14 protein-coding genes and 1 tRNA gene are annotated in these 19,544 nt (G+C 60.7%); 4 read left to right on the forward strand and 11 right to left on the reverse strand.

Annotated elements, in window-relative coordinates:
• Positions 1-22 precede the first annotated feature (22 nt).
• The gene (locus VLU25_22120) at positions 23-1,972 is read right to left on the reverse strand and encodes a hydantoinase B/oxoprolinase family protein (GenBank protein ID HSR70639.1); all 1,950 of its coding nucleotides are present in this window, start codon (positions 1,970-1,972) and stop codon (positions 23-25) included.
• Between the two features lie 258 nt (positions 1,973-2,230).
• Between VLU25_22120 and pilB the strand changes: the two genes are divergently transcribed.
• The 4 genes from pilB (at position 2,231) to VLU25_22140 (ending at position 7,111) form a co-directional block, all read left to right on the forward strand.
• Positions 2,231-3,961 carry a type IV-A pilus assembly ATPase PilB gene (gene pilB / locus VLU25_22125; GenBank protein HSR70640.1) on the forward strand — a complete coding sequence of 577 codons (1,731 nt, stop codon included), beginning with the start codon at positions 2,231-2,233 and terminating at the stop codon, positions 3,959-3,961.
• Positions 3,962-4,107: 146 nt separating this feature from the next.
• Positions 4,108-5,241, forward strand: coding sequence for a type IV pilus twitching motility protein PilT (locus VLU25_22130; protein HSR70641.1), 1,134 nt, complete (start codon positions 4,108-4,110; stop codon positions 5,239-5,241).
• Between the two features lie 22 nt (positions 5,242-5,263).
• Positions 5,264-6,484: a type II secretion system F family protein gene (locus tag VLU25_22135; protein HSR70642.1), complete on the forward strand. Its 1,221-nt coding sequence runs from the start codon at positions 5,264-5,266 to the stop codon at positions 6,482-6,484.
• Between the two features lie 195 nt (positions 6,485-6,679).
• On the forward strand, positions 6,680-7,111 hold the full coding sequence (locus VLU25_22140; protein HSR70643.1) for a prepilin-type N-terminal cleavage/methylation domain-containing protein: 432 nt from the start codon (positions 6,680-6,682) through the stop codon (positions 7,109-7,111).
• A gap of 107 nt (positions 7,112-7,218) precedes the next feature.
• Here the strand turns inward: VLU25_22140 and rpoC are convergent, their stop codons facing one another.
• The 10 genes from rpoC to tuf all read right to left on the reverse strand — a co-directional run.
• Entirely contained in the window at positions 7,219-11,376 is a 4,158-nt protein-coding gene (gene rpoC, locus VLU25_22145) for a DNA-directed RNA polymerase subunit beta' (GenBank protein ID HSR70644.1), read from the reverse strand.
• Between the two features lie 124 nt (positions 11,377-11,500).
• On the reverse strand, positions 11,501-15,832 hold the full coding sequence (rpoB, locus tag VLU25_22150; protein HSR70645.1) for a DNA-directed RNA polymerase subunit beta: 4,332 nt from the start codon (positions 15,830-15,832) through the stop codon (positions 11,501-11,503).
• Positions 15,833-16,185: 353 nt separating this feature from the next.
• A complete protein-coding gene (gene rplL / locus VLU25_22155; protein ID HSR70646.1) occupies positions 16,186-16,572 on the reverse strand; it encodes a 50S ribosomal protein L7/L12 in 387 nt (128 codons plus the stop codon).
• 31 nt (positions 16,573-16,603) lie between these two features.
• Positions 16,604-17,122, reverse strand: a complete 519-nt coding sequence (gene rplJ / locus VLU25_22160; GenBank protein ID HSR70647.1) for a 50S ribosomal protein L10 — start codon at positions 17,120-17,122, stop codon at positions 16,604-16,606.
• A gap of 73 nt (positions 17,123-17,195) precedes the next feature.
• Complete coding sequence (rplA, locus tag VLU25_22165; protein ID HSR70648.1) at positions 17,196-17,894, reverse strand: 50S ribosomal protein L1; 699 nt, start codon at positions 17,892-17,894, stop codon at positions 17,196-17,198.
• A gap of 34 nt (positions 17,895-17,928) precedes the next feature.
• Positions 17,929-18,354, reverse strand: a complete 426-nt coding sequence (gene rplK, locus VLU25_22170) for a 50S ribosomal protein L11 (GenBank protein HSR70649.1) — start codon at positions 18,352-18,354, stop codon at positions 17,929-17,931.
• Positions 18,355-18,392: 38 nt separating this feature from the next.
• A complete protein-coding gene (nusG, locus tag VLU25_22175; GenBank protein ID HSR70650.1) occupies positions 18,393-18,938 on the reverse strand; it encodes a transcription termination/antitermination protein NusG in 546 nt (181 codons plus the stop codon).
• Positions 18,939-18,984: 46 nt separating this feature from the next.
• On the reverse strand, positions 18,985-19,200 hold the full coding sequence (gene secE / locus VLU25_22180) for a preprotein translocase subunit SecE (GenBank protein ID HSR70651.1): 216 nt from the start codon (positions 19,198-19,200) through the stop codon (positions 18,985-18,987).
• A 64-nt stretch (positions 19,201-19,264) separates the two neighbouring features.
• Positions 19,265-19,340 (reverse strand) — tRNA-Trp (locus tag VLU25_22185).
• Positions 19,341-19,363: 23 nt separating this feature from the next.
• Positions 19,364-19,544, reverse strand: a 181-nt coding sequence (gene tuf / locus VLU25_22190; protein HSR70652.1) for an elongation factor Tu, incomplete at its 5' end; no start/stop codon positions are given.

The raw sequence follows: 19,544 nt of genomic DNA on the forward strand, positions 1-19,544 counted from the left end.
GGGCCGCCGGAAACGGGGCCCTTCAGGAACTCTTCTTCTTATCAGCCGCCGGTTTGGAACCGGAGTCCTGGGCCGCCTTGCCCGGGGAAGAATCCTTGCGGCTCTGGTGGCGCGAAGCATTGTTCTTTCGCTCTTGGCGGGGACGGGAAGAGCCTTTGCCGCCTCCGCGGCGGTTGTTGTTCTGGGAACTCTGGCGACCGGTCCCCCGCTTGGAGGCCCCCTTCTCTTCCGATCCCCGCTTCTTGGACGGGGGGCGCTTTTCGGCGTCCTTGGCAGCAGGCTTGCCGCCCTTCTCCTTGCTGCCTCCGCGGTTGTCTTTGTGTCGGCTCGAGGGGCCCTTGCGGGCCTTGGCCGGGGGCTTTTGCGGACCTCTCGACGGTCTTCCCCTGGGACTGCCCCAGCCTCCGCCGCCGGGGGTTTCGATGGTCAGCACGTCTCCCTTGGCGAGGCGCAGGGAGACCTTGCCCGGCAGTTTCTTGCGCCGTCCTTTGAGAACTGCGAAATTCATGCCTTTCTTGCCGGCTCTTCCGCCTGAAAGCCCATAGGGAGCGAAGCGGCGGCGCTCGGACAATACGGTGACCTCGATTTCGCTCAAAGCCTCGAAACTGCGGACGATGCCGTCTCCCCCCAGGTGCTGCCCGCGTCCGCCTGAACCTTGCCGCAGGCGGTACTCGCGCACCCTCAGCGGAAAGGCCGTCTCCAGCGCTTCGACAGGCGTATTGAGGGAATTGGTCATGTGGGTATGGACGCCGCTATCCCCTTCCCCCCGAGGCGAAGCGCCCATGCCTCCGGCGATGGTCTCGTAGTAGGAAAAAGGCTGTTGGTTTCGGGGGTCGATTCCCCCCAAAGCAAGGTTGTTCATGGTGCCCGAAGAAGCGGCCGGGATGCGTTCGGGCAGGGCCTGTGCCAGAGCCTTCAGAACCACGTCGACGATGCGTTGAGAGGTCTCTACGTTGCCACCCGCGGTAGCGCAGGGAAACTCGGCGTTGACCACCGTTCCCGAGGGCGAGAGGACTTCGACCGGCTTCATCAGCCCGGCCGTGGAGGGAACATGCGGAGGGGTCAGGCAGCGCACCACGTAATAGACGGCCGAAAGGGCGATGGCGCGAACAGCGTTGAGCGGGCCCCGCACCTGCGACTCGGTGCCGCTGAAGTCTACCTTGAGGTCATCGTCCCCCACCGTGACGGCCACCCGCAGCTTGACGGGCCGCGAGCCGCTCTTGCCGCTTCCTCCGTCGTCAAGCATGTCTTCAGCTTCGTAAATCCCGTTCTTGATGCCCGCTATCACTTGTCGCACCATGCGCTCGGAATAGGCCTGCAGATGGGTGACATATTCGGAAACTTCGCGGCGTCCCCGCCGTTCCACCAACTCCAGCAACCGCTTCTCGCCAACCCGCAGGGCTCCGGCTTGGGCGGCCAGGTCGCCTTCCCGCTCCAGCGGAGTCCTTACGTTGTGCAGCAGCAGACGAAGAATCTCGCGGTTAAGCCTGCCCTCGCGGTAAAGCTTCAACGGAGGAATGACGATACCTTCTTGGAAGATCTCGCGGCTGAGAGGCATCGATCCGGGGCTCATGCCGCCCACATCCGAGTGGTGAGCCCGGGAAGCGAGATAGAAGAGAGGCTTTCTGGATTGGGCGGACGGCTGGTAGACCGGCATGACCATGGTGATGTCGGGCAAGTGAGTGCCGCCCGAGAAGGGATCGTTAAGGATGACGATGTCGCCGGGATAGAGAGGCTCATGGTCGATAGCCGCAGCCACCGAAAGGGGCATCGATCCCAGGTGGACGGGCATGTGATCGCCCATGGCTACCACTGCGCCGCTCTCCTCAAAGACGGCGCAAGAATAGTCGCGCCGCTCCTTGATGTTGGGGGAATAGGCCGTTCGTCTGAGAACAGTGCCCATTTCTTCGGCGATGGAGAAAAAGAGATTGCGATAGATTTCAAGCTGGATCGGATTCATCTCGTCGGACATCGCGGCTAAGGATAGCAGAACTGACTCAACCTGGGTAAACGGCGCCGGAGCCCTCCTTCGCAAGGCTGCGGAGGGCAGGGCGCGGATAATGCATGCCGCCTGGCCGCCCGATAGTGATAGCATGCCCTGGCCGGACCGCGGGCGCCCCCGCCGGGCGGATCGCGGGACGGCGGGCGAATGGACCAACGCAGGAGGTCGATCCCGTCCCGCCTCCTCCGCTTTCAACAATGGACGGGGGAGCCGGGTACGCTTTCGACCATGTCCACCCGTATCGGGGAAGTCCTCATCGAGCAGGGTCTGCTCAGCCATGAGCAGCTCAACCAGGCCCTGGCTCACCAGCGCCGCAACGGCGGACGCTTGGGCACCACTCTTTCAGAACTCGGATACTGCTCCGACCTGGCCATCTGCCAGGCCCTGAGCAAACAGTACGACGTCCCTTCCATCGAACTCAAAAAAGCCGAGATCGATCCCGAGATCATCTCGCTGGTCCCCGTCAACGTCGCCATCCGCTACCAACTGGTGCCCATCAAGCGGGTGGGAACCACCCTCACCGTGGCGGTAGCCGATCCGTCCAACATCATGGCCCTGGACGAGATCAAGTTCATGACCGGGCTCAGGGTGGAGCCGGTGATCGCGCTGGAAGGCGATATCCGGGAGGCCATCGAACAGTTCTACGGTGACGAACACAGCCTGGAACTGCAGAAGGTTTACGACGAATTGTCGGCCGACGCCGACGAGTACGAACTGGAGCTTTCTCAGGAAGATGACATGGAGGACCTCGACGCCCTGCAGAAGGGCAGCGAGGAAGCTCCCATCATCAAGCTCGTCAACCTCATCCTGGCCGAGGCCATCCGCCAGGGTGCCAGCGACATCCACATCGAGCCCTACGAAAAGGAGTTCCGCGTGCGCTACCGCATCGACGGCGTCCTTTTCATCGTCATGAACCCGCCCGTCAAGTTCAAAGACGCCATCATCTCGCGCATCAAGATCATGGCCAACCTGGACATCAGCGAACGCCGCCTGCCCCAGGACGGGCGCATCAAGATGCGCATCAGCCAGCACGGGCGCAAAAAAGAAATCGACTTGCGCGTTTCCAGCCTGCCCACCCTCTTCGGCGAAAAGATCGTGATGCGCATCCTGGACGCCACCAAGCTGCCCCTCGACCTGACCAAGCTGGGCTTCGAAGAGGACTCGCTGCGCCGTTTCCAACACGCTGCCGACAGCCCCTACGGCATGATCCTGGTGACCGGCCCCACCGGGAGCGGAAAAACCTCCACTCTCTATACCTGCCTCAACCGCCTCAACGCCGAGGACGTCAATATCATGACGGCCGAAGATCCGGTGGAATTCAACTTCCCCGGCATCAATCAGGTGCAGACCAAGGAACAGATCGGCCTCACCTTCGCCGCCTCGCTGCGCTCCTTCCTGCGCCAGGACCCCGACATCATCATGGTGGGCGAGATCCGCGACCTGGAGACCGCCGAGATCTCCATCAAGGCCGCCCAGACCGGGCACCTGGTGCTCTCCACCTTGCACACCAACGACGCCCCTTCGGCCATCACCCGCATGCTGGACATGGGCATCCCTCCCTTTCTGGTCACCTCCTCCGTCAATCTCGTCTGCGCTCAACGCCTGGTCCGCCGCATTTGCAAGGAGTGCAAGCAGGAGGTTCAGACCCCGGTGCCGACGCTGATCGAAATGGGCTTCCCCGCTCCCCTGGCCAAGAAAGTCCGGACCTTCCAGGGCAAGGGCTGCAGCGCCTGCAGCGAAAGCGGATACAAAGGCCGCATCGGCCTCTATGAGGTCATGGAAGTCACGCCCGCAATTCGACAAATAATCCTCTCCAGGGATGGATTTACGGTCGACGACCTGCGCAAGAAAGCCATCGAGGAAGGGATGATCACCCTGCGCGAAAGCGGGCTCAAGAAGGTGGGCGCGGGTGTGACCACCGTGGACGAGGTGCTGCGCGAAACCGCCGCCGAACACTAAAGACTTTTGCCCTGGCATCCGATTTGCTCATAGGAGCCTTGGCGCCTCCAGATCCGTCAAGGCCGTGACGCTGATCACCCCCCTTGCGGGGCGGCGGAGATTATTTTCTTGACAGCGCACCTGGAGCACTTGGAAAGGAACCGCGCATGAAGTCGAACGAGGAATTCAAGGCCAGCCTGGCCGAGTTGCTGGAAAAACTGGTCCATCTCAACGGCAGCGACCTGCACCTGACCCCCAACACGCCTCCCCGCGTGCGCATCCACGGCAAAGTAGTGCCGCTCGACTTCGCCGATCTCAGGCCGGCTCAGACCAAGAAGCTGGCCTACAGCGTCATGACCGACGAGCAGAAGTTCCGCTACGAAGAGAACCTGGAGATCGACTTCAGTTTCGGAATCAAGGGTCTGGCCCGCTTCCGCGGCAACATCTTCACCCAAAGGGGTTCGGTGGCGGCGGTCTTCCGTCTCATTCCCTTCGAGATCAAGAGCTTCGAGGAACTCAATCTGCCTCCCATCCTCAAGCAGCTCTGCGACAAGCCCCGCGGACTGCTTCTTGTGACGGGACCCACCGGATCGGGAAAATCGACCACCCTGGCCACCATGATCGACACCATCAACAGCGAGCAGCAGGGCCATATCATCACCATCGAAGATCCCATCGAGTTCCTTCACAATCACAAGGGCTGCCTGATCAACCAGCGCGAGGTCAACTCCGATACCAAAAGCTTTTCCAACGCTTTGAGAGTGGCTCTTCGCGAAGACCCCGACGTTGTGCTGATCGGCGAGATGCGCGACCTTGAAACCATTGAATCGGCCCTGCGCATCGCCGAGACCGGCCACTTGACCCTGGCCACCCTGCACACCAACTCCGCCCATTCCACCATCAACCGCATCATCGACGTCTTTCCGGCCCACCAACAGCAGCAGATCCGGGCTCAATTGTCGATGGTGCTGGAAGGCATCATCTGCCAGACCCTGGTGCCGCGGGTGGGCGGTGAAGGACGTGTGCCGGCCCTGGAGATCCTGGTGCCCAACTCGGCCATCCGCAATTTGGTCCGCGAGAACAAGGTCCACCAGATCTACTCGGCCATGCAGACGGGGCAGGCCAAGTTCGGCATGCAGACCATGAACCAATCCCTTTCCCACCTCTACATGGACCGCAAGATCACCTTCGAGTCGGCCTGGGAAAAGTCTTCCAACCCCGAGGAACTGCAGGAGATCATTCAGCGGGCCGGCGGACGGATTCCCGACCGCCCGGCGGCCCATGCGGCCATGCTGCATTAGGGAATGAGGGGAGAGATCAAAAATGCCTAATTTCAGCTTCAGAGGACGCAACTACGAAACCGGCGAGATCATTGCAGGCGAGCGCTTCGCTCCCAATCCGCAGGCGCTGGCGGCAGCCCTGCGCAATGAGCGCGTCATGCCCATCAAGATCGGCGAGAAGAAAGAAGGGGGTGAGGGTCTCAAGCTCTCCCTGCCCACCAAGAACGTGGGCTACAAAGACATGGCCCTCTTCTCCCGCCAGTTCTCGGTCATGCTTGATGCCGGACTGCCGCTGGTGCAGTGCTTGTCGATTCTCTCCGACCAGGCCGAGAAGAAGGTCTTCCGCGACACCCTGCGCCAGGTGCGCGCCGACGTGGAGGCCGGCGCCACCCTGGCCGACGCCATGCGCAAGCACCCGCGCACCTTCGACGACCTCTTCGTGAGCATGATTCAGGCCGGCGAGGCGGGAGGTATTCTGGACGTCATCCTGCAGCGCCTGAGCCTCTTCCTCGAAAAGATCGTCAAGCTGCGCCGCGGAGTGGTTTCGGCTTCCGTTTACCCGGCCATCGTCATCGCCGTTGCGGTCATCATCGTCTTCGTGATCATGATCTTCGTGATTCCCGTCTTCGCTACCCTCTTCGAGGGCATGGGAGCTTCCCTGCCGCTGCCCACGCGCATCGTCATGAAAACTTCCAGCCTGCTCAGCCAGTTCATCATCCCCATCTTGATCCTGGCCGGAATCGGAGCCCTGGGCTTTCGCCAATACTACCGGACGCCCAACGGAAGGTTGGCCATCGACCGGGTCAAATTGGCCATACCCGTCATCGGAACGGTCATCCGGAAGCTCGCCATCGCCCGTTTCTCACGCACTCTCTCCACCTTGCTGACGAGCGGAATTCCCATCCTGGAAGGCCTGCAAATCACCGCCGAAACCGCCGGCAACGTGGTTATCAAGGATGCTTTGCTCAAGACCCGCCGCGAGGTGGAGGAGGGCAAGACGCTGGCCGAGCCCATCCGCAAGGTCAAGGTCTTCCCGTCCATGGTGACCCAGATCATCGGGGTGGGAGAGCAGACAGGCGAACTGGACCAGATGCTCTCCAAGCTGGCCGACTACTACGAAGATGAAGCCGACGCGGCTGTAGCCAACATGCTGACCATGATCGAGCCCATCATGATCGTCTTCCTGGGCGTGGTCATCGGCGGAATCGTGGTTTCCATGTACCTGCCCATTTTCACCCTTATCGGCAACATGTCCTCATTCTAGGAGGAACCTGGGCGCCGGTCCGCGGAGGGGCGCCTTTGTTCCTCCTAAAGTTTCGGGGCAAAGATGCCGAAAGAGTGACTGGCGTCACTGATCTTTCTTGTGGCTTTGCCCTAGGATGTGACGCATAACTAAGGACCCCGTTTGGGTCCGTCATTATTGAATGCTTTAAACGCAATTCTTCGGAGGTTATCAACAATGAGAAATCAACGTGGATTTTCGTTGATTGAGCTTTTGATCGTCGTAGCGATCATCGGCATCATCGCTGCCATCGCGATTCCCAACCTGGTGCAATCGCGCATCGCGGCCAACGAAGCTTCGGCCATCTCGTCCTGCCGCACCATCGCGACAGCTCAGATCACCTATTCATCCACCGTCGGAAACGGCGCCTTCGGCACCCTGGCCGAACTGGGCGACGCGGCCGCTCCCTTCATCGACGAGGTTCTGGCCGCCGGAACCAAGGATGGATATAACTTCGCGGTCGCCGCTAACGGCCAGGCCGGCTTTGACGTGACTGCTACGCCCATCAGCGAGAGCACGGGACGGCGTGTCTTCACCATCGACGAGACCGGAGTCGTCCGTGCCGACGGGGTGCCCCTCGGCGGCGGCGGAGCCGCTCCTGCGCCCTGACCGAGCCCTAGTCTCGCTAACACACTATTAGGCTCAGACGAAAACAAAAGGGGGCGGCCCCAAAAATGGCCGCCCCCTTTTTTGCCTCTGGACAATGGCCGGGCCGACTACTCGACCTTGGCCGCCTCGCCCTTGGTCTCGGCGTCGAGGGCTTCCTGAAGCAGATCGGCTTCTCTGGGACCCTCGTCCTGCGGCATGGTGCTCTCCACTTCGATGTTGCGGTAGTACTCCATGCCGGTTCCGGCCGGAATCAAGCGGCCCATGATCACGTTTTCCTTGAGGCCGCGCAGATAGTCGACCTTGCCGCTGATGGCCGCCTCGGTCAACACGCGGGTGGTCTCCTGAAAGGAAGCTGCCGAAATGAAGGAATCGGTGCTTAGAGAAGCCTTGGTGATTCCCAGCAGCAGCGGACGTCCGGTGGCCTTCTTGCCGCCCTCCGAGGCGACCCGCTCGTTCTCCTCCTGAAAACGGAACTTGTCGACCTGCTCCTCCAGCAGGAACTCGGTGTCGCCGACGTCTTCCACCTTGATCCAGCGCATCATCTGGCGGGCGATGACCTCGATGTGCTTGTCGTTGATGTTGACGCCCTGCAGGCGGTAGACCTCCTGGATCTCGTTGACCAGGTAGCGTTGCAGTTCCTTCTCGCCCAGCACCTGCAAGATGTCGTGAGGGTTGCGGGGCCCGTCCATGAGGGCCTCTCCGGCCTTGACGAACTCGCCCTCCTGGACGTTGATGTGCACGCCGCGGGGCAGCAGGTATTCGGCCTTGGTGTCGCCTTCTTCGTTTTCCACCACGATCTTGCGCTGTCCGCGGCTGATTCCGCCGTATCGGACCACGCCGTCGATCTCGGTGATGACGGCCGTCTCCTTGGGCTTGCGGGCCTCGAAGAGTTCCACCACGCGCGGCAAGCCTCCGGTGATGTCCTTGGTCTTGGTGGTCTCGCGGGGAATCTTGGCCAGGTTTCCTCCCGGGAACACCTCGTCGCCGTTGTCCACCATCAGGTGGGCGCGGGAAGGAATCAGGTACGACTTGAGCACCTTGCCCTTCTTGTCCTTGATCTGGATCTGGGGCTGGCGCTTTTCGTCGGGCGACTCGATGATGACCTTGCGGGAAAGCCCGGTCACCTCGTCCACCTCTTCCTTCATGGTGACGCCTTCGACGATGTCCTTGAAGTGGATCTTTCCGCCGAACTCGGTGAGAATCGAGAAGGTGAAAGGATCCCATTCGATCAAGCGCTGACCGGGCTTGATCTTCTGTCCTTCTTTGACCATCAGCTTGGCGCCGTAAATCACGGCGTGGCGTTCTTTCTCGCGGCCTTTGTCATTCATCACCAGCAGGCTTCCGTTGCGGTTCATCACCACCAGGTGGCCTTCTTTGTCTTTGACCGTCTGCACGTTGAGGAACTTGACCGTTCCCTCGGTCTTGGAGTCCACGGTCGACTGTTCTTCAATACGGCTGGCGGTGCCGCCGATATGGAAGGTGCGCATGGTCAACTGGGTGCCCGGTTCTCCGATGGATTGAGCGGCCAGCACTCCTACGGCTTCGCCCATTTCCACCATTTCTCCGGTGGCCAGGTTGCGGCCGTAGCACTGACGGCACAGTCCCCGCTTGGCCTGACAGGTCAAGACCGAACGGATGAGGACGCTCTCGATGCCGGCCGCCTGTACCGAGGCGGCGCTGTCTTCGTTGATCTCCTGGTTGACGTCCACCAGCGTTTCGCCGGTGAATGGATCGACGACCTTTTCCAGGGCCACGCGTCCCACGATGCGGTCGCGCAAGGCCTCGATGATCTCGCCTCCCTCGATGAGGGCGGTGATCTCGACGCCGTCCAGCGTATTGCAGTCCTCTTCGGTGATGATGACGTCTTGGGCCACGTCGACCAGGCGGCGGGTCAAGTAGCCGGAGTCGGCTGTCTTGAGGGCCGTGTCGGCCAAACCCTTGCGCGCGCCGTGGGTGGAGATGAAGTACTGCAGCACCGTCAGCCCTTCGCGGAAGTTGGCGGTGATGGGCGTCTCGATGATCTCGCCCGAAGGCTTGGCCATCAGTCCGCGCATGCCGGCCAACTGGCGCAACTGCTGTTTGCTGCCGCGGGCTCCCGAGTCGGCCATGGTAAAGATGGAGTTGAACTCGGAGCCTTCTCCGAAGCCGGCCATGGTGTCGAACATGACGTCGGCAACCTGGTCGGTCACATTGGACCAGATGGCCACGATCTTGTTGTAGCGCTCACCGTTGGTGATGGCTCCGTCCAGGTACTGTTGCTCAACCTCGATGACTTCTTCGCGGGCGGCCTCCACCATCCCTTCCTTATTGTCGGGAATGATGAGGTCGGAAATGGCCACGGTGAAGCCGGCCCTTGTGGCGTAGTAGAAGCCCAACGACTTGAGGGTATCGAGCATTTCTACGGTGGTTTCCAATCCGGAGCGCAGGTTGCAGTAGTTGACCAGCTGCTGCAAGCCCTTCTTCTTGAGGAGCCCGTTGATAAAGGGCATCTCGTCAGGCAGGTTGTCGTTGAAGATAACCCGGCCCACCGTAGTATCGATCCAACGATTGCGCACCACCTGCACGCCGGCCAGCATAACGGCCTGATTATCGTATTCCTTGGTCAGGTCGATGAGGCGGCCGTTGATGCGGTAGCGGATGGGCGTCAGCAAAGTCACGTCTCCCCGCTCCAAAGCATGGTAGACCTCGGAGGGATCGGCGAAAGAACGCCCGGCACCCTTGGACTGCTTGCGGGTCGAGGTCAGGTAGTAGCAGCCCAGCACGATGTCCTGGCTGGGCACGGCCAGCGCCTGCCCGTTGGCAGGGGAGAGGATGTTGCGGCTGGAGAGCATCAGCACCGAGGCTTCGATTTGGGATTCCTGGGAAAGCGGAATGTGCACCGCCATCTGGTCCCCGTCGAAGTCGGCATTGAAAGCCGTGCACACCAGCGGGTGAATCTTGATGGCCTTGCCTTCCACCAGCACCGGCTCGAAAGCCTGGATGCCCAGTCGATGCAGGGTGGGAGCCCGGTTGAGCAGGACCGGATGCTCCTTAATGGCCTCTTCCAGGATGTCCCAAACGATGGCTTCCTTGTTTTCCACCATTTCCTTAGCGCTCTTGATGGTGGTAGCGTGGCCTCCCTTCTCCAGCTTGTTGTAGATGAAGGGCTTGTAGAGTTCCAATGCCATCACTTTGGGCAGTCCGCACTGGTGCAGCTTGAGTTCCGGACCCACCACGATGACCGAACGCCCCGAGTAGTCCACGCGCTTGCCCAGCAGGTTCTGACGGAAGCGTCCCTGCTTACCCTTGAGGGTGTCGGACAGGGACTTGAGGGGGCGGTTCTTGACCCCCCGCAGCACGCGCCCTCGGCGGCCGTTGTCGAAGAGGGCGTCGACGGCCTCCTGCAGCATGCGCTTTTCGTTGCGGATGATGACTTCGGGCGCCCGCAATTCAATCAGCTTCTTGAGTCGGTTGTTGCGGTTGATGACGCGCCGGTAGAGATCGTTGAGGTCGGAGGTGGCGAAGCGTCCGCCGTCCAGCGGCACCAGGGGACGCAGCTCGGGCGGGATGACCGGGATCACGTCCATGATCATCCACTCGGGCCGGTTGCCCGACTTGCGGAAGGCGTCCACAACCTTGAGGCGCTTGGAGAACTTGAGGCGCTTGAGTTGCGAGGTTTCCTCCTTCATGCGCACCCGCAGGTCGATGGCCAAGGCCTCGATGTCGACGGTGGCCAGCAGGTCCTTGATGGCCTCGGCCCCCATTCCCGCCTCGAATTGGCCGGGGAACTCGGCCTGCAACTGACGATAGCGCTCTTCCGTGAGGAGTTCTTTCTCTTTGAGCGGCACGTCGTCGTCGCCGGGATCGGTGACCACATAGGCTTCGAAGTAGAGAATGCGTTCCAGGTCGCGCAGGGTCAGGTCGAGGAGGTGACCGATGCGGCTGGGCAGTCCCTTGAAGAACCAGACATGGGAACAGGGGCTGGCCAATTCGATATGGCCCAGACGCTCGCGGCGCACCTTGGAAAGGGTGACCTCGACGCCGCATTTGTCGCAGATCACGCCGCGGTGCTTCATGCGCTTGTACTTACCGCACAAGCATTCCCAGTCGGTGACCGGTCCGAAGATGCGGGCGCAGAACAGACCGTCTCGCTCAGGTTTAAAGGTACGGTAGTTGATCGTCTCAGGCTTGGTAACTTCGCCGCTCGACCAGGAGCGGATCTTCTCGGGGGAAGCCAGGCCAATGCGGATGGCCTCGAAGTCCTTCAAAAGCTGAGTCTTGTCCATTTGGTCGCGGAAGAGTCTCAAAGTGTCTCACCTCCGTGTCGGCCCACTGTCGGCGGGCCGAGAGGAATTTTGCTTGCCTGCTTTCACTCGCCTGCGGCGAAGGTTGCGCCGCCTCCGGCGGATCTTATTCGTCGGCCTCCCGGTCGGCGCTGATGCCGCTGAGGGCCGCTTCGGCTTTAGAGAGTTTGCGGCGGCGCTTGCGGCGTTTGGGCTTCTCGATCAATTCAACGTCCAGCGCCAGCGATTGCAGCTCGCGGATGAGGACGTTGAAGGACTCGGGAATCCCAGGGTTGTAGGAGGACTCGCCCTTGACGATGGCCTCGTAGATCTTGGCGCGGCCCTGCACGTCGTCGCTCTTGGCAGTCAGCAACTCCTGCAGGATGTTGGCAGCGCCATAGGCTTCCAGCGCCCACACCTCCATCTCTCCGAAGCGCTGGCCGCCGAATTGGGCCTTGCCGCCCAGCGGCTGCTGGGTGATGAGGCTGTAGGGACCGATGGAGCGGGCGTGGATCTTGTCGTCAACCAGATGGCTGAGCTTGAGCATGTAGATGTATCCCACCGCCACTTTTTGGTCGAAGGCTTCTCCGGTCATGCCGTCGTGGAGGATGCTCTTGCCGTCCTCAGGCAATTCTCCTGAAGTCAGTTGTTTGCGGATCTCGTCTTCGCTGGCTCCGTCGAAAACCGGGGTGGCGAAATGCAGACCCAGGGCCTTGGCGGCCCAGCCCAGATGGGTTTCCAACACCTGGCCCACGTTCATGCGGGAGGGCACGCCCAAGGGGTTGAGGACGATTTCGACGGGAGTGCCGTCGGGCAGGTAGGGCATGTCTTCTTCGGGCAGGACGCGCGAAATGACGCCCTTGTTGCCGTGCCGTCCGGCCATCTTGTCGCCGACGCTGAGCTTGCGCTTCATGGCCACGTAGACCTTGACCATCTTGATCACGCCAGGAGCCAGTTCGTCGCCCTTCTCCATGCGGCCCAAGCGCTCCTCATGGAGCGAGCGCAGAATCTTGACCTGGCGCTCGGTCTTCTCCTGGATGTCGTAGACCTGCTGCATGCGGTCTTCGTCGTCGACCAGCACGTCCTTCAATTCCAGGTAGCTGAGGCCGGAAAGGCTCTTGATATCCAGCTTGGCTCCCTTGTCAGCGTACTTGTTGCCGTCCAGATCGACGACCGACTGAGCGGCCTTGGCGCCGGCCAGCACCGACATGACGCGCTTGGCGCTTTCCTCGCGGATGATGCGGATCTCGTCCTGGAGGTCTTTCTCAAGCCGTTCCACCTCTTCCTGCTCGATCTGCAGGGCGCGCTGGTCCTTCTCCACGCCCTTGCGGGAAAAGATCTTGACGTCGACCACGGTGCCTTCGATTCCCGGCGGAGCGTAGAGCGAGGCGTCCTTCACCTCACCGGCCTTTTCGCCGAAAATGGCCCGCAGCAGTTTCTCTTCCGGCGTCAACTGAGTCTCGCCTTTGGGCGTGACCTTGCCCACCAGAATGACGCCCGGCTTGACCTTGGCGCCGATGCGGATGACTCCGCTCTCGTCCAGGTCGGCCAGAACGCCTTCTCCCACGTTGGGAATGTCGCGGGTGATCTCTTCGGCGCCCAGCTTGGTGTCGCGGGCTTCCAGCTCGAGTTCTTCGATGTGAATGGAAGTGTAGAGATCTTCCTTGACCAGACGTTCGCTGACCAGGATGGCGTCTTCGAAGTTGTATCCGCGCCAGGGCATGAAGGCCACCAGCACGTTTCGGCCCAGCGCCAGCTCGCCCTTCTCGGTGCAGGGACCATCGGCCAGAACCTGCCCCTTGCGGACCCGCTCGCCAGCGCCGACCAGAGGCTTCTGGTTGATGCAGGTGTTCTGATTGGAGCGCTGGAACTTGGTCAGCTTGTAGATGTCGACCCCGCCGTCCAGAGGCGATTCTTCGCCTTCGCTGCCGGTGACGCGGACAATGATGCGCTCGGCGTCCACACTGTCCACGATGCCGTCGCGACGGCACAGGGTGACCGCTCCTGAATCGCGGGCCGCGATGTACTCCATGCCGGTGCCCACGAAAGGAGCGTCCGACTGCAGCAGGGGCACGGCCTGGCGCTGCATGTTGGACCCCATCAGGGCCCGGTTGGCGTCGTCGTTTTCCAGGAAGGGAATGAGGCTGGCCGCCACGCTCACCAACTGTTTGGGCGAGACGTCCACGTATTGCACCTCTTCATTGGGCACGAAGACGAAGTTGCCCTCGTGGCGGGCGCTGACACGCTCGCGGACGATGTTCTGCTTCTCGTCCAGTTCGATGTTGGCCTGGGCGATGACGTACTTATCGCCGTCCCAGGCCGTCAGGTAGAAAGCATGGGGCTCGTAAAGGGCCTTGTCCTTGCCGGCCTTGATCTTGGCGTTGACGGCGTCCACTTCTTCTTTGGGATAGACGCCACCCACCTTGAAATCGGTCTTGCCGCCCTGGATGATGTTGACGTAGTCGATTACCCGTCCGTCCACCACCTTGCGGTAGGGCGACTCGATGAAACCAAACTCGTCCACGCGGGCATAGCAGCTCAAAGAGGAAATAAGCCCGATGTTGGGTCCTTCCGGAGTCTCGATGGGGCAGATGCGCCCGTAGTGAGTGGGGTGCACGTCGCGCACCTCGAATCCGGCCCGTTCCCGGCTCAGACCACCCGGCCCCAGAGCCGAGAGGCGGCGCTTGTGGGTGATCTCCGAAAGCGGGTTGGTCTGGTCCATGAACTGGGAAAGCTGGCTGCTGCCGAAAAACTCCCGGATGGCGGCCATGACCGGCTTGGCGTTGATGAGGTCGTGAGGCATGGCGGTGGCCATTTCCTGGTGGACGCTCATCTTCTCCTTGATGGCCCGCTCCATTCGCACCAGGCCCAGGCGGAACTGGTTTTCCAGCAACTCGCCGACGGCCCGCACGCGCCGGTTGCCCAAGTGGTCGATGTCGTCGACCTGGCCGATGCCCTTCTGCAGCCTGAGCAGGTAGCCGATCACCTCGCAGAAGTCCTCGGGAGTCAGGGTGCGGTCGTCCAGGGAAGTGTTGGTGCCCAGCTTGATGTTGAACTTGAGCCGGCCCACACGCGAGAAGTCGTACTTGCGGGGATCGAAGAACATTCCGTGAAAGAGCGCGTTGGCGGTCTCCAGCGTGGGAGGATCGCCAGGGCGCTGCTTACGGTAGATCTCGATGAGCGCATCGTCGGTGTTGGTGACCGTGTCCTTTTTGAGCGAATCGGACAAGGTGCTGCCGATTTCGTCGCGTTCCGGAAAGAACAAGTCCAGCTCCTCGACGCCGGCGTCGAGCAAGGCATTGACCGTCGATCCGGTGACCTCGGCGTTGGATTCCACTAAAATCTCGCCCGAGTCCTCGTCGATGATCTCGGCTACCGAGAAAGCTCCGGCCAGGTCTTCGATGCCGATCTCGACCTCTTCCACCCCGGCTTTCTTGAGCTTGGCGAAAGCGCTGTTGGTAATCTTGCGTCCGGCCGCCACCAGGACGCCGCCCTTCTTGTTGGGGTCGGAAATGTCCTTGCTGATCTTGCTGCGCACCATCTGCTCGTCCAGGACCCGAAAGAGCTTCTTCTTCTTGAGACGGATCTGAGCAACCTTGTAGAAGCGGCGAAGGATCTCTTCATCGCTGCCGAAGCCCAGCGCTCTGAGGAAGATGGTGGCCACGAACTTGCGCTTGCGGTCGATGCGGATGTAGAGAATGTTCTTGGAGTCGTACTCGAACTCAACCCAGGAGCCGCGATAGGGAATGATCTTGCCCAGGTAGTAGGTCTTGCGGTCGGAGGACTCGAAGAACACGCCCGGCGAACGGTGCAACTGGCTGACGATGACCCGCTCGGTGCCGTTGATGATGAAAAGCCCCTTGTCGGTCATCAGGGGAATGTCGCCGAAGTAAACCTCTTGCTCCTTGATGTCGCGGATGGTCTTGGCGTCGGTGTCGGGATCCTTGTCCCACACCACCAGCCTGATGGTCACCTTGAGGGGCACGGCGTAGGACATGCCGCGCTCCTTGCACTCTTCGATGTTGTACTTGAACTTGAGCTGCACGGGATCGCCGCAATCGTCGCAGCGCTCCACGTCGTTCCTGTTGCGGGTGCCGCAAGAAGGACAGAAGATGTCCTCGATGCTGTACGGGTTGAGGACTAGCGTTTCACCGCATTCCTTGCAGCGCCCGCGCAGGTGGGAGAGCCCTTCCAGCTTGCCGCACTTGCACTCCCAATTGCCGATGGAGTAGTCGACGAACTCCAGCGAAGAAGTGCCCCTGAAGTCGGAGATGGGGAAAACCGAGCCGAAAACGGCCTGCAAGCCGATATCTTCGCGCTCGTCGGGCAGCAGGTCCATCTGCAGAAAGCGCTTGTAGGACTGCTTCTGCACTTCCAGCAGATTGGGGATGGGAAAGGCCGCCTTGATTTTGGCGAAGTCGACTCTTTCGCGGTGGACGTTGTCAATAAAATCTGTCATGCGTGATGGCCCCCTTGAACTGAGGTGGACGTTGCCCTGCAAAGGCCAACGGAATGGGCGGAAGACACTCTCCCCCAGAGGCGGGGAAAACGGGAAAAATCCAAGCCAAAGCGAATGCTAGCTTTCAACAGCACTCAAAAAAAGAAGTGGCGCGCGAACGCCGGGATTGCAGACCTCTTACGGAACGACAAAGAAAAAGGAGTTGACCCTATCCCCTTTCCTTCACTTCAGCCTGCGATAACGAATAAAACGGCATGCTGCCATTAAGTTAGCACACCGTCCATTCCAAGAGCAAGTCGAGGCGCCCGCGGGCGCCTTGCGACCTGGTACCGCTCTCGTAGGCCGGTCGGAGCCTATTGAACCTCGACGGTGGCTCCGGCGTCCTCGAACTTCTTCTTGATCTCTTCGGCCTCTTCTTTGCTGACGCCTTCCTTAACGGCCTTGGGAGCGCTCTCCACCAAATCCTTGGCTTCCTTCAAACCCAGGCTGGTCACTTCGCGGACCGCCTTAATGACGTTGATTTTCTTGGCGCCGATATCCTTGAGAACCACATCGAATTCGGTCTTCTCCTCGGCGGCTGCGCCGGCATCGGCCGCACCCGCGGCTCCAGCGGCGGCCACAGGAGCCATGGCGGCGGCCGTAATGCCGAACTTCTCTTCCATGTCCTTGACCAACTCGTTGACTTCCAGGATGGTGGCACCCTCGATCCATTCCAAAACTTGCTCACGCGTAACCGACATTCTGTATCCTCCAGATTCTTTCTCTGATTGCTTACTTGTCTTTTTTCTCGGCGATCTGCGCCAGGCAAGAAGCCATATTGCGCAGAGGCGACTGCAAAGCCGCGGCGAACTGCCGTACAGGAGCCTGCATGAGGAAAACCAGCTTGGAAAGCAGTTCCTCGCGCGAAGGCATGTCGGCAAGCTGCTTGACTTCGTCAGCGTTGAGCGCCGTTTCGTTGAGGACCCCGGCCTTGAATTCGAATCCTGAGTGGTCCTCTGAAAACTTCTTGACAGCCTTGGCCAGGCCCACCACGTCATCCGAGGTGAAGGCGATGGCCGTGGGCCCGCTGAAGTACTCGGCGAGCTGCGCCACCGCCGTATCTTCGGCAGCCCGTTTGGCCAGGCGGTTCTTGACAACCCGGTATTGGCTGCCGCCCTTGTGGATCTCCTGCCGCAACCTGGTGATGTCGGGGACATCGATCCCCGAAAAACCGAAGAGGAAAACCCCCGTGTTGCCGCTGAAGATCTGGTTCAAATCTTCGATGTTCTGCTGCTTTTCTGTCCTGTCCATTGTTTTGCACCGCTCACGTATTCAACCCTCCGTCGCCAGGGCTGAGGAGGGCCTGCCCTGCCGCGGCAGGAAATCAAGTGGCTTCGAGTTGTCCGGCATCCACCTTGATGCCCGGCCCCATGGTGGAAGAAACGTAGATGCCGCGCAGGTAGCGTCCTTTCGACGCGGCCGGCTTGGAACGGATGACCGCGTCCAGCAGCGAGCGGGCGTTTTCCACCAGCTTGGGGGTGTCGAAGGAGATTTTTCCGAAGGGGGCGTGGATGATACCGTTCTTGTCGACCCGGAACTCCACGCGGCCGGCCTTAATCTCGTTAACCGCCCTGCCCACGTCGAAGGTCACCGATCCGGCCTTGGGATTGGGCATCAGCCCCCGCGGACCCAGTACGCGGCCCAGTTTCCCCACCGACTTCATCATGTCGGGGGTGGCCACCACGGCGTCAAAATCGAGCCAACCGCCCTGAATCTTCTCGACCAGGTCCTCTCCGCCGGCAAAGTCGGCTCCGGCCTCTTCGGCCTCCTTGACCTTTTCGCCGGCGGCGATCACGCAGACCCTGACCGTCTTGCCCAAACCGTTGGGAAGCACCACGGTGCCTCTGACCATCTGGTCGGCGTGCTTGGGGTCGACGCCCAGGTTGACGGAAACTTCGGCCGTCTCGTCGAAGCCGGCGAACTTGATGTCCTTCATCAGCTTGACGGCATCTTCCAGCGAGTATTCTCTATGCCGGTCGACCTTGGACCGGCTGTCGGCGTAGCTCTTACCTCTCTTGGGCATTCTCTTAACCTCTATGACCGCCCGGCGGCGGCATTCATTCAGCCAACTTGATTCCCATGCTGCGGGCCGTGCCCAAAATGATTTTGGTGGCCCCTTCCAGGTCGTTGGCGTTCAAGTCGGGCATCTTGGTCTGGGCGATCTCCTGAACCTGCTTCAAGGTCACCTCCCCCACCTTCTCGGCATGCGGTTCAGCGGCGCCTTTGGCGATGCTGGCAGCCCGCTTCAGCAGCACGGCGGCAGGAGGCGTCTTGGTGATGAAGTCGTAGCTGCGGTCCTGATAGACGCTGATGACCACGGGAATAATCAGGCCTTCCTGGCCCTGCGTCTTGGCATTGAAGGCCTTGCAGAAGTCCATGATGTTGACGCCGTGCTGACCCAGCGCCGGACCCACGGGGGGAGCAGGAGTGGCCTTGCCCGCCGGGATCTGCAGCTTGATCTGGCCGATAACTTTCTTCGCCATTTGTCCTCGTGCCTCTATGTCTGGTCAGGCCGCGGTCCTCAGACCTTCTCGACCTGTACGAATTCCAACTCGACCGGAGTAGCGCGGCCGAAAATCGTCACCATAACCTTGAGGGTGCTGCGCTCCATGTTGACTTCCTCGCAGACACCCGTGAAATTCTCGAAAGGCCCGTCGATGATCTTGACGGTTTCGCCTTTCTCGAAAGTGAACTTGGGCTTGGGCTTCTCGTCGGAAGCCGAAACCCGGTGCACCACCTCGTTCACCTCCTCTTCGGTCAGCGGAGTGGGCTTGCTGCCCTGGCTGACGAAGCCGGTGACCTTGGGCGTGTTCTTGACCAAGTACCAGGTCTGGTCGGTCATCTCCATTTCCACCAGGATGTAGCCCGGGAAGAAAAGCTTGGAGGTCACGACCTTCTTTCCGCCCTTCATCTCCACCACGTCCTCGGTGGGTATGAGGATCTGCCCGATCTTGTCTTGCAAGCCGTACACCTGCACCCGGTTCATCAGGCCTTCAGCGACCTTGCGCTCGAAGCCCGAATAGGTGTGGACGATGTACCACTTTTTCTCGCCGCTTTCGGAGCTGATGACTCACTCTCCTCGATGATGCGGCGTCTTCCCAGGGAGGACGCCTTTAACGAAACGTTTCCGTGATCCAGTTGACGGCATAACTCAAAATGATGTCGACCACGTAGAGATAGATGCCGAAAAAGAAAACCGACACCAGAACCACGGTGGTGGTGCCGTAAACTTCTTTCTTGCCGGGCCAAGTGACCTTGCGCAGTTCATTGCGCACGTCAGTGTAGAACTTGGCCAAGCGTCCGGGCGCTTGCTGGATCTTCTGTAGCATTGTTCGTCGTTCAATCCCCGCGTACCGTCTGTCGCCGCAGCGGACGGCCCGGTCCAGCCAAAAATGGCAGGCCAGGAGGGGCTCGAACCCCCAACCCCCGGTTTTGGAGACCGGTGCTCTGCCAATTGAGCTACTGGCCTGTGAAAAGAGAGGATTCTCCTCTCTAGTCGATGATTTCAGTAATGGTTCCCGCGCCTACCGTACGTCCGCCCTCGCGGATGGCAAAGCGCAGGCCCTTCTCCATGGCGATGGGCGTAATCAGCTCGGCCGAGATCGACACGTTGTCGCCCGGCATCACCATCTCCGTCCCCTCCGGCAACGTCACGTTGCCCGTCACGTCCGTG

The sequence above is a fragment of the Acidobacteriota bacterium genome, from assembly GCA_035471785.1.
Lineage (GTDB): Bacteria > Acidobacteriota > UBA6911 > RPQK01 > DATIPO01 > JANQFM01.